Below are 13,158 nucleotides of genomic sequence, written 5' to 3'. Positions count from 1 at the left end.
ATCTAGTGCTGTCATAGCCCCCCAAACAAGTCGATTGTTTCCATCATCAAGCAATGTTACGAACTCTTTGCTGTATTCAGCAATTAATGATGGCCTCAGATCTCCTATCTCATAGAGAACTTTAATGCAATCACTTTGGATGTTCTTGTCATTGTTATGCAAGTTATCAACTAGCTCTATTACCGCTCCCTTATCATCTCGATCGGCAATATATTTCGCCAGCTCCTGGTTAGGACCTTCGTCTTTGCGGTTAAGTGAAGCTGCTAATTTGTCGATTATGGTCATCTGTTTCACTCCTTCAAAAAATCTATTGCATAATTTAATTCCACGTCCTGCCCATCGATATATTTCATCTTAAACGTTTGCTCGTTCATCGGAACCGTGATATCGGGAGTTGCTCCGCCAAATCCGCGTTCATCGCTATCGCCTTGAATCGTTTTGTCTTGATTAAGTGATCGGCCATCCGGGAACTGCACGATATATCCTCCCGGCATTTTCATCTCTATAGGAGCGGACACGATTCCGAACGAACCGTTCGTGGACGCAAAGCCGATAATCTTGACATTTTGCATTCCTTTCAAGAACAATGGCAATCCTTCCCCTGAACTCGCGGTGTTCGAATTAATGAGGACGGCGATTTTCCCTGGAAAGTAAATCCGCGAAGGATGAACGGTTCTGGTTTCGGCGCGGTTGATTTCGAAACGACCCGTATTTCGATTGTAGTAACTGACGTATTCATAGATCTTCTTCTCGTTCACAAAATGTCCTGCCATTTGGGCAACAAGGTTGTCGTCTCCGCCCGGATTATCCCGTAAATCGATGATGATTCCCTTTACGCGTTTCTCTTGAAACTCTTTTAATAGGTCGTCCAGCGCTTGCGCAGGATCGGATTGTGTCGTTCCGGGAAGAAAATATCTGATCTTCACGTGCCCGTATTCCTCCCGAAGGATCTCGCCTTCTACGGGAGGATCTTCTTTTTTCAGCTTAATTTTCGTTTTCCTCAAGGTCTCGTATTGATCGTCGTAGGCTGTAAGCGTCGCATTCTTGCTCGATTCATCATCCCGATTCCGAAAATCGACTTGGATTTCTTTGCCTATTGAAGCTCTTGCCAAGAAACGCCCTTGATTTTGAATCCGATCTCCTTCGGTTGCCGACGGGTTCTCGCTCCAGGACGTTTGGTCCAATGCTTCCCGAACGTCTTTCCCATCCCACGAAATGATTTCGGCTCCGAGCTTGATTCCGCTTTTGTCGGCCGGGCTGCCAGCTAACAGCAAGCTAACCAATACTTTGCCGTTATCCAATCGAACGGCGCTAATTCCGACTCCGCCGCCGATTTCATTTTTAAACGTGTTGTTATCGTCGTACAGATGTTCATTCGCGATTTCGATATGGCCGTCGCGGAAAGAAAAGAGGTAATCCCTTAAAGTTTTATAGTAGAGGCTCGGATCATGGTTGCTTTCCGCTTGGAGGAAAAGAGGCTCGTATTTCTTTTTCTTTGCCTCCCAATCGATTTTTTTCCAGTCTCCAAAAGGGTACTCGGCAGACAATCTTTCGTTCATCGCGATAAAAGCTTTGGAATAGCTCTTATGGCTTAAATCGCTCACCGGATTGTATCGAACTTCTCCCGCAACGGTTAATGCCAATAGCGTAGGAAGAGTACCAAGGACGCAAACGATAACCATGACGATGCGAAATTTCGATGACATCGGCTTAATTGCCGGTTTAAAGACTCTTCTCGCAGTACTTAAGAATAGGATGGCCGTAGAGGAGTAAATCAACAGAGCCAGTAAAGAGGCGTCGCCTTTCATAAGGCTAATAATCGCAATGATTACACCTGCGCTCGGTATAAAATCCAACCAGCGGTTATTTTTGAGAATGGGCCAAGCATACCTCAGCAAGACGAACAAGTTTAATGCACATAAAATCATTTCCCAGACAGTCAACCATTTCAATGAATCGAAAACATCTTGAATAAAGCTCATCGTTTCTATTCCTCCGATCAGTTATATGTGAATCGAACTGAGTGTATTGGAGAAATATGAACGGAGCGTGGACTTATTTGCAAATGGCGGAATCGTTATGCAAGGCAGCGGGAAGCATCACGGTAAACGTCGTGCCCAGTCCGACGGTGCTCTTCACCTCTATGCTTCCGCGATGGAGAGCAACGATTTTGTGGGAGATGGCAAGTCCGAGACCATTGCCGCTTCGGTCTTGGGCCCGCGACTTGTCCGCTTTGTAGAAGCGCTCGAAAATAAAGCTTAAATCGTCCGGCGCAATGCCGATCCCGGAATCGCTTATTGCAACAGCAATCTCATGAGGATGAGGCCGGCTGATCGCGATGAGAACTTGACCGGCGCGGGGCGTGAACTTGATGGCATTCCCGAGCAAATTCATCCAAACTTGATTGAGTTGATCCCGGTCGGCCGTTATTCGGGCGCCAGCTCCCGAAGGGGACTCTATGACGACGCGAATGCTTTTGGCCGACCACTGGGGCTCGCACGCAACGATTACTCGTCGAATTTGCTCATCTAGTTTATACGATTCCATCTCGAACGGATGATGATCCGATTCAAGGGAAGCGAGCTTCAGCAAATTATCGCTGAGTCTGGATAATCTGTCGCTCTCGGTAACGATTATATCCAAGTATTGGACGCGATCGTCCTCTGCAATAACCAGATTGCCATCCTTCAGCGCCTTCGCGAATCCCGAGATGGAAGTTAACGGAGATTGGATTTCATGGGACACGTTCGATACGAAATCCTGTCGCATCCGCTCCAATTGCTTAATTTCCCTAGCCATGTCGTTGATGCTCCGAGAGAGAGTTCCGAGCTCATCTCCGCGATTGATTTTCAACTCAACCTCGAAGTCCCCTTTGGCTAACCGCTTAGTCGCATCCGTCATCGCTTGAAGAGGCTTCACCAGGTATCTGCCGGCAATGAGAATGCATAAGCTTCCGATCGCAAGCATGAGGAACAGAATAGTGAATAATAATCGGAAGATCGTAATTTCGTTCTTGGAAGAGCTCTGCAAAAATAAAGCATAATGTTTTCCATCGGAAGAAAACGGAAGGCCGACGAACGTACCGTTATCTTTTCCATGCGAACGGTACGGTTCTCCGCGCAGTACCATGCGAACCGATTCCGAGTTAATCGCTCCGACCTTCTTGCCTTTGGTCGGCACATAGGAGTTCATCCCGCCATTGCCGTCATAAAGCTGCAAGGTATAGGAAACCAATTCAGCCATATCATTCATGAACACATCCAAATCCGGAGGATTCGTTTGCTCGTACACGCGTATAATACGATCGCCGGCCGCGATCATATCGTTTTTACCCGTAGCGTTCAGATCATTCTGGAATAGAGCAAGGGCGAGAAGAAGGGATGAGACCAAGCTGATGACAATGGCGGCCAGAAAAGTCAGCACGACGCGAACGTATAACGATTTCATCCCGGATTCACCGCCAGACGATAGCCGACGCTGCGTGCCGTTTCAATGCGAAAATGGCGGACGTCCCCGGCAAAGCGTTCCCGAAGCCGCTTGATATGTACATCGACGGTTCGGTCGTCGCCTTCGTAATCCATGCCCCAAATCTGGGTGATCAGCTGCTCTCTCGTAAAAATCTGCCCCGGGTGGCCGGCAAGCATGAACAGCAGCTCGAATTCTTTCAGCGGCAATGCTAATTCCTCTTCTCCCCGCATGACCTTATACGTTTTCCGATTCAGCACGATTTCGCCCAACGGTATGACCTGGGACGAAGCAATACGGGATCGCTTCAGTAACGCTTTAACCCGCATCACAAGCTCAACTGGATCAAACGGCTTCGTCATATAATCGTCGGTTCCGAGCTGGAAGCCTTTTATCTTTTGACCCGATTCGCCCTTGGCCGTAACCATTAGAAGCGGAATGTCGGGATCGCTTTTTCGAATTTCTCTGCACAAATCCCATCCGTCCATATGCGGCATCATAATGTCGAGGATGACCAGATCGATTCCCGAACCTTTGACGATAGCATGCGCATCGATGCCGTTGTCCGCCTCTGTCAGATAGAATCCTTCATTCTTCAAATAAAGGCGCATCAAGGCGCGAATGTTAGGATCATCGTCCACGATAAGAATATTGACCATATAACCAATCCTCCACTTGGAAAACGATAGCCTTACGTTTGAATGTTGAACGCTGCAATCCCCACCTTATATTCACTGGACGGACCACGCGGTGGCATGCGTACAACATCAGAAGCACAATATAAAAAGCAGCCAAAGCGAATACAATACGGCTGCTTTAAAAGTATAACATCTTCTGATTGTCTGGAGCTTTAAAACACAGTTTTCTGGTAAAAAAATGAACCAAGCATTGTGACATCACAACGATTGGTTCATAACCATCAAACACGATTTCTATGATTACGGACTATTCCATAATGTACTAGGAACCTCTCGACGCAGCACAGGGACCACTTCAGTAGCAAATCGTTCAATTTGCTCGCGTTGCTCCATTTCTGACAAGCCATCTACACTGATGCTGACCACTTGGTGCCCGTAAGCTTCATGATAGTTTAAAATCTTCTCGATCACTTTATCAGCGCTGCCGATCAAGGCAGGCCCATTTTGTACATTGTCCTCGAGGTCTTTGAAAGGCGAGTTGTTGTGCTGCGATGCAGCCGTAGCATGGAAAGCATCGTAATAGGGCCTATATCGTTTGACGGCTTCCTCTGTGGTGTTCGCCAGATATAAGCTTCCAAATCCCGAGCCAACCATTGCTTTTTGAGGATCATGGCCATAATGGGCCAATCTCTCGCGATAATGATCGATTAATGCTTTATATTTAGCCTGTGGGTGAAACGTATTGGAGGAAAAAATCGGTTCACCATATTTCGCAGCCAATTCGGTCGACAGCGTGCTAGATGCGCTTCCATGCCAGACCGGAATTGAATGCTGAAAGGGTCTTGGCTCGGTAGTCACATTTTCAAGCGGTGAACGGTAGCGCCCCTGCCAGGTTACGTTCTCTTCATGCCACAAGCGCTTCAGTAGTGCATACCGCTCTGCAAGGGATTCCCATTGTTCGTCTTCGGTAATTCCAAAAAGCGGATAATGGCGAGGGTCGTTTCCTTTGCCAATAATCATCTCGAGTCGACCTCCCGAGAGATGGTCCAGTGTGGCATAGTCCTCAGCAACACGCACTGGGTCGAGAACGCTTAGAACGGTGACCGTTGTAAGCAAACGGATCTTTACGGTTCTGGCAGCAATCGCGGTCAGAACGACTGGTGGCGAAGATGAGATAAACGGTGCTCCATGCCGCTCTCCAATTCCATAAGCATCAAAGCCAAGTTCTTCGGCAAGGACAGCCTGTTTAAGTACGTTCTCAAATTTCTGGTGGGTGGTCAATGTTTCCCCGCTTACAGCATTCGGTATGTTCATCATTAGGCTAAACAAAGCAAATTTCAAGATTTGCACTCTCCTCTCTAAGCCGGACTCAATCGCTAATAAGCTCTTTTCAAACCTACCCTTTGTGAACATAAAAAAAAGCATGGATTTAATAATCCATGCTTCCGGTTGTCCAGACAGCTTGTAATTCCGATGAGTTTAATATGTTTTATATTTTTTAAGTTATCATCGTTGCACAGCATTGTCAATCAACGCTTTTTGACCCTTCTTCTTGGGGTTTTATCCTTTATTCGTCGCGGCTCACACGAAAACCTTGATCGGGACCCATGCCATTTGCCTCAAAATTGCTCAGATAAGATAACTCGCCAACATCACCAAGCCAGCCCCCGCCCTTCACAACTCGGGTAGAATTACTATTGCTTTCTGAGTCTCCAAACCCGTTCCAGCACCATTCCCTTACATTGCCTGACATGTCGTAAAGCCCTAACTCGTTGGGTTTCTTGACACCGATGGATTTTGTTTTGTTATGGTTGCTCTCTACTATAGGCCAGTTCCATTCTCCTGATAACATTTTATCTCCAGCGTTTTTCCAATACCATGCGACATCATCTGCATTATTGCTTCCGCTGTAGGTGTAACTTTTGCTCTTCTGACCACCGCTTGCAGCATATTGCCACTCTGCTTCTGTCGGCAATCGGTAACCATTCGCTCCTGCATTGATCGTTACTGTCCATTTTAGATTATCGTTTTCACTTGTATTTTTCGGATCTTTATTATTCTTGTCTATGGAGTAATACGGTGTTAATCCCTCTTTGATACTCCTCTTATTACAATACTCCACAACGTCATACCAACTCACCATTTCTACTGGCAAATTGTCGCCTTTAAATTCCGAGGGATTGCTCCCCATAATCTCAATCCACTCTTTTTGAGTTACCTCATATTTGCCGATATAAAAATTCGATAATGCTACTTTTTCCCCATAGTAGTTGGACTTCTTGTTCATAAACGGTCCGCCCTTGACTAAGACAAAGTCATCTGGTATTTTATTCGAAGTTTTATCAGGCTTTTCTTGCGAACAAGCACTGACAACAACCATTATTGCTATGATAAGAAAAACGATTAGTTTTCTCATTGTTATATCTCCTTTAAACGTTTAGGAAAAATTATAGTCCGTAACAGACTACAACTCTCCTCTGGCAGCATCGAGGAGCGTTTATCTTATGGGAAACGATCCTCAATGCGTCCAAACTGAAGGATCCAACTGGATGGATTCTAAAAGATAATAGTCAAGTAGCATGTAGGTTCTATCATTTTTTGAAATAGATAAGGCCGCAGGCTGTGAGACCGAGCGACCTTAACATTATCAAAAGATTAAACACATTCTCAACACACTAGATTCATCGTGCGCCAATTCATCGCCCTAATTGTAGCTGAACGGTTACCAAACCGTGACGTTAGAGCTGCCACTGCTTTGATATCCTTCTGTCGCTAACACCTGGTAGGACCAGCTGCTTCCGAGGTTCATTCCTTTACTCTGCCATGCACTTACGTGGTTGCCAAAAGTGATAGCGACGTTGCTGCCTGTCGCTCTCTTAGACTGGCGGACACTCCAGAACTGGGTGAACGTTTTTGTGCCGTCAATGGAAGGTGCATTGACTCGTTGCGTCGTATAAATATCGTATGTTCCTCCATCACTGGACACTGTGCCTTTAAATGTTCCTGTAGGTCTATAAGTGCCCCAGCTATCAACGACGTAATATTCAATGAGTGAGTTTCTTGTCCATCCATAGAGAGTCAAATACCCATTGCCGGACGGCGCCCAGACGCCGGCATTATAGTTTATTGTTCTAGATGGCGATCCAGTATTCCAGCCTTTACCAACCACAAAATTTCCGGTGTTTGACCAGCTGACACTGTAATTCCCACCAGATCCATTAGTAGCATTAACTGTACCGCCACCATCGGTCCAGTTTTGCCAGTAGTCTGTCGCTGCACTTGCGGATACTGCAAACAAGCTGGAAATACTCATTGAAGCTGCAATAACTAGCGTAAACACTTTCTTTTTAAACTTAAACATATATTATTACCTCCTAAAATTTAGTGTTTGTTACTGCTTGCCTACACACTACTTGAATATTACCTTTTATAAATTTTTATAAATCTCTCTCCTTTCATTGTTTGTCGGTTGTTTTTCCTTGCAGTACAGTTCGTAACTTGTCCTGTTTCAAAAAACGTGAAATCTGTCCCTCCTATCTAAAGGAATTTTTCTTTCAACACAAGACAATTCATGTCTTGATTAACTAAATTATAGAAAGTAAGCGCATACATTACAACTTAACAAATTATAGATTTGCCCCCACATATTAACTAATATTTTGAAACGCTCAAGGAACCAAGGTCTGCACCCGCCCCTCAATATCGTCAGCATTCCCTTTTTTAAAGTAAGATCTATCAAAAGAGCCCCTATCATTCCGCTTGGAATGACAGGGGCCCTTCGCTATAACCTATTAAACAAATGCAAGATACGGAACTACAAGTGCTAAATTGAGTTAGCCTTCAACTGTTATTCTCGGCTTGGTCATCTTGTTATTCCACTTTGCTTAGAGCAAGCTTGGAGAACAGATCTTGAAATACCGCGTCACGGTCAATATAGCTTGCACAGCGTATCAAATGTCTTGTGCTATCCGTGCTCCAGCGGAAATCCTCGGAGATGATTGGGCTTGGAATAAGCCGTGAAGGAACCCACTTGGGCTGATTCAGCCATGCGATAACCGAGATATCCCATATCACTCTGGAATAGGCGAAATGATCATCCTTGCAGTTTTTGTACGTCTCATAGAGGTACTCTCCAATTGCGCCGGAAGGCTTTACATAATCTCTAACCTCCGATAGTGTCGTACGAAGGTTTGAAGCGACTCCCATGCATGGGATAAGGATCAAAGGCACTCCGCAGTTCATTACGGTTCTCGATGCATGGAGATCCTGTTCGAGATTAAACTCGCGAGTGTCAGGCCAATCCAGAGCATGGCCTCCCAGCCAGACTACAACGATGCGCTCAATGATTCGCGGCTCTATTAGAATGGCACTCGCAATATTCGTAATGGCACCGATACCGACTACATATAATGGATCATTCTTATCGCTTGCCATTGCGCGTTCTACCAGGTTTAGAGCTGCCTCGCTGCGAATCGGGGAGCTATCAGTAGGCAAATAAGCTTCGGAGCCGCGATAGACGGGGACATCCTCTCGATTCATTAGCTTAAGAATGCGAATGATTTCCTTATAGCTTTTTTCCATCCCGTCATCGGGCCCCGTAGAGAGCTCATTATGAAACGGTGCTGCATATAGAGCCTGAAGCTCTATTTTTTCTGGTGACAATAGCGCATAAATAACTGCAAATTGGTCGTCAATCTCGTTAAAAGTATCCGTATCGAGCACCATCCTAACTCTACTGCCCGGTGCCTCCAATTTGCGAACCAGCTCATCTACGGGCAATGCCCCGAAATCTAGACCCATATCATCTACCTCCATTTATATAATGAATTGGCTTTTCAGCCATGCTATAATGAATTCATTTTATAAATAATTTAAATAATGTAGTAGCATCATACGGTCGTTCTATATCACGAATTGGCTACGATGACAGGAGAGCTATGAATGGGAGCCTCATTGGATTTCTTTTATCAAGAAACGAGAGCGAAGCATGAGCATATTGCAATGCATCACCATCAGTGTTATGAGCTGGTTTATTACGACTGCGGTCAGGGGACAACTCGAATCGGGGATGCCGAACATGTTTTCAAGGCAGGTGATTATGCGATAATAGCACCTTGCACGCCTCACGATGAACGGCATGGCAAACCGTCGAAGGTTATGTTTACGGGATTCACGAGCACCATCTATCCTCCCTTGAAAGAAGGAATCTACCAGGATTCCCCGTCAAGGCCTATTCTTGGCCTCATGCAGATGATGGCCAAAGAGCTTCGTGATAAGCCCCCCTTCTATAAGCAATTGCTCGATAATTTGATTTCGCGTCTATATTTGGAGGTACTGCGGGCTCAACCTTCCCAAGAACCAGATAGCCGCCATGACATTATCCGATTCGCCCAGGCTTTCATCGATGAGTACTATACGCAGAAAATTGACTTCCAAGCTCTTGCCGACCAATCTGGTTATAGCTATGATCGGTTTCGTCATTTATTCAAAGAGAAGATGAGGTTATCTCCCAGCCAATATATTTTGCAGCGTAGGATCGAGCATGCCAAAACATTGCTTAGGCATACCCCCTTGCAAATATCGGTTATCGCGATGGAATGCGGCTTTTCGACGGATGCGCAGTTTTGCAGCCTGTTTAAGCGGGAAACGGAGATAACCCCGAAGCAGTATAGAGAGCTCGCCGGTGACTAGATGTGAGTGAGTTACTTATTTTCATAACGTTTTAAGCCTTAGTTCATAAAAATACTGCACAATAGGATGCTTTAACTTCATCTTCTCGGTCATGTTTAAAAGCCGCTTTTTCCCAATTCGTCTGTCCACCAAAGCTAGAATATTTAATAAAATATCATTGCTCTCTAGGCTTTCCTCTATTGAAGTGGATAAAAACTTATTAGCGACAACGACAAAATTTGATTTACTTAATGATGATTGTGCTGAAAAAATTTCCTTAGCATATTCGGATAGTTTTCTGCTTCTTGCCATTACTTTTAGACGATCCTCAGGAACTTTCCCATTGGTATCTTTTCTCACCGCTTCAATTTCTTCATGGTTGATAGGAATTTCGATAGCTGAATCATTCTTAATTTCCAGCTCCGTCTGATACCATCTAATTAAGGTAGTACTATCACTCATACTGAGTACGTTCTTTTTATCTACCGCAATATAACATTGACCTGCTTTGTCAGGTGAATAACGATAGCTGGTTGCACGATATTCGAACCTGCCATGTAAAGCAGGAGAGAGAAAACTCTCAAGCTGTTGCTTCAATTTGCTCCAGGACATATTGCCTCCTAATTTCTATGTTCTATATAATAAATACCTATTAAGGGATTCGTAGCATGAAAAAACCTCCACCGCTGTGAGTGGAGGCCAACATAACGCTTGTTATCCATTATAACAAATTCTAACGTTTATTGACGGTTTCTAAATATTACCCTATCGAGCGCTGCTGAACCGATCCATCACTTAATCTCAGCCAAGTATCAAACGTTCTGGATCCCTGTTGCAATTCAATCACTCTTGCACCAATTGGAATATCCGTATCCCATATAATATAGCTTGAAGAGCGTCCATAACAAAGGCGAATGCCATGATGCTCGCCCGAATAATCATTTCCGTGATCATGCCCTGCAAAGGTCCCCATAACATCGCCCATCTCTACCATTGCGGAAAATAAACCGCTGTTGATACGAGGGCAAGAAACCTCTTCTCTCTTTTCACCCTGGCACTCGGACTTATCCCATACCTCTTGATACTCCGGCAGCGGAATATGGAAGAATGCTAGTGAAGGGATAGGTTGTCCTCCGTTCTGATCCGTGAATGTCTTCGATTGTGCCGCATACCAGTCAATTTGATCTCTGCGAATCCAATCGTATCCATGAACGTGAGGAAGGGCAGAGTAACTGCCGCTATCCAAAAAATATAAAGCTGCCGCGAAACGTTCATCACTGCCCTGTATTCTCAACACATAATTGCTTACACCGCTGACATGCTCAGCCGTCCGTTCAGCGGCGCAATAGCTATGGCTCAGTTGAATATCCATAAGCTGTTCCCTTGTAATTCCCGCTTCCGAGTCGTGATTGCCGAAAATAGCAACCCATGGGACTTTCATCGTTTCGATAGTCGATACTGCATTTCGGAATGACTGCTCTGGATTGCTGCAGCGCAAACTGCCAATGACATCACCTGCAAATACAACAAGATCAGGCTGCTCCGTATCCATGACGGTTCGCATCATGTCAGCGGTTCGCTCATTTAGGTCAGCGGCATCATCCATATACTCGGTGTCAGAAAACTGGACTATTTTGAATGTACCGTCTGTACGAAACTTTAATGCTTTAACCATTCCCAATCTCCCCAACATAATAAAATGATAGCTCCTTAATAGAAGGCTCGCCTTGCGACTTGGTAACGGTTAGAGAGACGCCTCGAACTTTAACAGGCGGAATTCGCACAATAGACTTATGACCAATGTTTTGTCCCTCATATACCGTTATGGTTCGATGGGATTTCTCTGTCATAATATTGATTTGAAAACTCAAAATATGCTCCCCAGAAGATAAATCCTCTTGAATAACAATATGATCAATCAGATGTGGATGAGCAGGCTCATAAACCCATTCATGCTGGTTGTGAGTACATTGCTCCAAGGTCGCGATAGGGTTTTCAAATCTTCTTCGTATTTCTGCACCCATTGCAGCCAATCGGCTTACGTCTTTCGAAGGCAGCAAGCCTTGTCTATCCGGGCCAATATTCAGCAGCAAATTCGCACCGCGCCCTACCGAATAATAGTATAAGCCCATGAGCTGATCCAGACTTTTGATCGTATGCTCGTCGCTATCGCTATAAAACCAATTCGCTCTCATCTGCACATCACATTCCGCTGGCAGCCATAGCTTATCCGTCAAAGCTTCCTTTTCCTCGGTCATGATCGAAAACTCAAGCGAATCCACGACATTCCAGCATGGAATCGGCGCAATGCCATCCTCGTTCCCGACCCACCGGAAATCAGGATCTCCCATATTAAAAATTAAAATATTCGGTTGAAGGCGGCGAATTTCTCCGATGATTCGTTTCCAATCATATTCATGATCCTCCGAGCCACAACCGTCAAACCACAAAATATCAATTTCTCCATATTGACCTAACAGCTCAGTAATTTGATTTACAAAATAATCGTCGTAAGCGCTTGCATCCTGGTTATAGAAATCCGCAGATCCGTCAAAAGGAGAATAATATAAACCAGGCTTTACATCATATTTTCGACAAGCCTCTATAAACTCCCGAACAACATCACCCTGACCATCCTTCCATGGCGATTGTTTCGTAGAGAACGAGCTGTACTGCGACGGCCAATTAGAAAACCCATCATGATGCTTAGCCGTAAGTACTGCATAATTCATTCCTGCTTCCTTCGCCGTACGGATCCATTGCTCACAATCCAATTGCTGCGGGTTAAACAACTCGGGGGACATGCCTCTTGGATCAAAATCTACATACCCTTCATAAAACGTTCTGAGACCAAAATGTACAAATAATCCGAACTCCCAGGATTGATACTCGAGTTGTTTCGGGCTTGGCTTAATATTAGAATTAGCTGTCATCTTTAGCACCTCTTCTTCATTAATGGAGTATTTTTAGCTTTATTGTGGTATTCATTCGAGCTGACACCAGTATATTCCTCGAATTATTATAGAACTAAACCAATTCCCGATACTCTACCTCTTGAGGAGCAATTTCATATAATTTTTTTATCGGAATAAAGCAACAACTCTTTAGACCTTTTCATGCGCACGATTAACAAATAGTCATTAAAGGAGATGTCTTCTTCAGCTTTAAACAGCTTACCTAGTTAAACTGGAGGAAGATGTATTTTTTCTGCAATAGCCTTCAAGTCGACTATACATATCTTTTAGCAATTACACCAATATTTCGACTACAGTAGCTTGTACGAGCAGTTTTGGCATTTCAGAATTTATGAATTATTTCTTATGCTTTTGAATACAAGTTTTAAGAAAGTGTGTTTCTGTCCATATAGTAGGCACAAAATAAGGTA

At 44.6% G+C, this 13,158-nt stretch carries 11 protein-coding genes and 1 pseudogene; 1 reads left to right on the top strand and 11 read right to left on the bottom strand.

Annotated features, from left to right (window positions below; translation table 11 throughout):
• The 8 genes and pseudogenes from AB4Z17_RS14985 to AB4Z17_RS14950 form a co-directional block, all read right to left on the bottom strand.
• Window positions 1-285: pseudogene (locus AB4Z17_RS14985) on the bottom strand (hypothetical protein); the annotation flags it as partial.
• 5 nt (window positions 286-290) lie between these two features.
• The gene (locus AB4Z17_RS14980) at window positions 291-1,982 is read right to left on the bottom strand and encodes a S41 family peptidase (protein ID WP_441960569.1); all 1,692 of its coding nucleotides are present in this window, start codon (window positions 1,980-1,982) and stop codon (window positions 291-293) included.
• 73 nt (window positions 1,983-2,055) lie between these two features.
• Entirely contained in the window at window positions 2,056-3,447 is a 1,392-nt protein-coding gene (locus AB4Z17_RS14975) for a sensor histidine kinase (RefSeq protein ID WP_441960568.1), read from the bottom strand.
• The gene (locus tag AB4Z17_RS14970) at window positions 3,444-4,124 is read right to left on the bottom strand and encodes a response regulator transcription factor (RefSeq protein WP_441960566.1); all 681 of its coding nucleotides are present in this window, start codon (window positions 4,122-4,124) and stop codon (window positions 3,444-3,446) included. The genes AB4Z17_RS14975 and AB4Z17_RS14970 overlap by 4 nt, the downstream gene beginning before the upstream one ends.
• 279 nt (window positions 4,125-4,403) lie before the next feature.
• Entirely contained in the window at window positions 4,404-5,444 is a 1,041-nt protein-coding gene (locus tag AB4Z17_RS14965) for an LLM class flavin-dependent oxidoreductase (RefSeq protein ID WP_441960571.1), read from the bottom strand.
• 226 nt (window positions 5,445-5,670) lie between these two features.
• Window positions 5,671-6,519 (bottom strand): formylglycine-generating enzyme family protein, encoded by an 849-nt coding sequence (locus tag AB4Z17_RS14960; RefSeq protein WP_441911616.1) that lies wholly within the window; start codon window positions 6,517-6,519, stop codon window positions 5,671-5,673.
• Window positions 6,520-6,825: 306 nt separating this feature from the next.
• Entirely contained in the window at window positions 6,826-7,464 is a 639-nt protein-coding gene (locus tag AB4Z17_RS14955) for a glycoside hydrolase family 11 protein (RefSeq protein WP_076269489.1), read from the bottom strand.
• 509 nt (window positions 7,465-7,973) lie between these two features.
• The gene (locus AB4Z17_RS14950) at window positions 7,974-8,903 is read right to left on the bottom strand and encodes a nucleoside hydrolase (protein WP_441960564.1); all 930 of its coding nucleotides are present in this window, start codon (window positions 8,901-8,903) and stop codon (window positions 7,974-7,976) included.
• A gap of 141 nt (window positions 8,904-9,044) precedes the next feature.
• Here AB4Z17_RS14950 and AB4Z17_RS14945 point away from each other — a divergent pair, with 141 nt between their 5' ends.
• The gene (locus AB4Z17_RS14945; RefSeq protein ID WP_441960562.1) at window positions 9,045-9,794 is read left to right on the top strand and encodes an AraC family transcriptional regulator; all 750 of its coding nucleotides are present in this window, start codon (window positions 9,045-9,047) and stop codon (window positions 9,792-9,794) included.
• Between the two features lie 21 nt (window positions 9,795-9,815).
• Here AB4Z17_RS14945 and AB4Z17_RS14940 read toward each other — a convergent pair whose 3' ends face one another.
• The 3 genes from AB4Z17_RS14940 to AB4Z17_RS14930 all read right to left on the bottom strand — a co-directional run bounded on the left by AB4Z17_RS14940 (window position 9,816) and on the right by AB4Z17_RS14930 (window position 12,706).
• On the bottom strand, window positions 9,816-10,385 hold the full coding sequence (locus AB4Z17_RS14940) for an SF0329 family protein (RefSeq protein WP_441960561.1): 570 nt from the start codon (window positions 10,383-10,385) through the stop codon (window positions 9,816-9,818).
• A 148-nt stretch (window positions 10,386-10,533) separates the two neighbouring features.
• A complete protein-coding gene (locus tag AB4Z17_RS14935) occupies window positions 10,534-11,448 on the bottom strand; it encodes a metallophosphoesterase family protein (protein ID WP_441960559.1) in 915 nt (304 codons plus the stop codon).
• A complete protein-coding gene (locus AB4Z17_RS14930; RefSeq protein ID WP_441960557.1) occupies window positions 11,441-12,706 on the bottom strand; it encodes an alpha-L-fucosidase in 1,266 nt (421 codons plus the stop codon). Before AB4Z17_RS14930 ends, AB4Z17_RS14935 begins: the two co-directional genes overlap by 8 nt.
• Window positions 12,707-13,158 lie beyond the last annotated feature (452 nt).

This window comes from Paenibacillus sp. TAF43_2 (genome assembly GCF_052113545.1).
Classification (GTDB): domain Bacteria; phylum Bacillota; class Bacilli; order Paenibacillales; family Paenibacillaceae; genus Pristimantibacillus.
Note: the sequence above shows the minus strand (reverse complement) of the source record. Positions and strands in the feature narration are given on the sequence as shown.

Coding starts and splice junctions, on each gene's coding strand:
- AB4Z17_RS14960 (WP_441911616.1), bottom strand. CDS start 6,519: ATGAGAAAACTAATCGTTTTTCTTATCATAGCAATAATGGTTGTTGTC.
- AB4Z17_RS14935 (WP_441960559.1), bottom strand. CDS start 11,448: ATGGTTAAAGCATTAAAGTTTCGTACAGACGGTACATTCAAAATAGTC.
- AB4Z17_RS14970 (WP_441960566.1), bottom strand. CDS start 4,124: ATGGTCAATATTCTTATCGTGGACGATGATCCTAACATTCGCGCCTTG.
- AB4Z17_RS14980 (WP_441960569.1), bottom strand. CDS start 1,982: ATGAGCTTTATTCAAGATGTTTTCGATTCATTGAAATGGTTGACTGTC.
- AB4Z17_RS14975 (WP_441960568.1), bottom strand. CDS start 3,447: ATGAAATCGTTATACGTTCGCGTCGTGCTGACTTTTCTGGCCGCCATT.
- AB4Z17_RS14940 (WP_441960561.1), bottom strand. CDS start 10,385: ATGTCCTGGAGCAAATTGAAGCAACAGCTTGAGAGTTTTCTCTCTCCT.
- AB4Z17_RS14950 (WP_441960564.1), bottom strand. CDS start 8,903: ATGGGTCTAGATTTCGGGGCATTGCCCGTAGATGAGCTGGTTCGCAAA.
- AB4Z17_RS14930 (WP_441960557.1), bottom strand. CDS start 12,706: ATGACAGCTAATTCTAATATTAAGCCAAGCCCGAAACAACTCGAGTAT.
- AB4Z17_RS14955 (WP_076269489.1), bottom strand. CDS start 7,464: ATGTTTAAGTTTAAAAAGAAAGTGTTTACGCTAGTTATTGCAGCTTCA.
- AB4Z17_RS14945 (WP_441960562.1), top strand. CDS start 9,045: ATGGGAGCCTCATTGGATTTCTTTTATCAAGAAACGAGAGCGAAGCAT.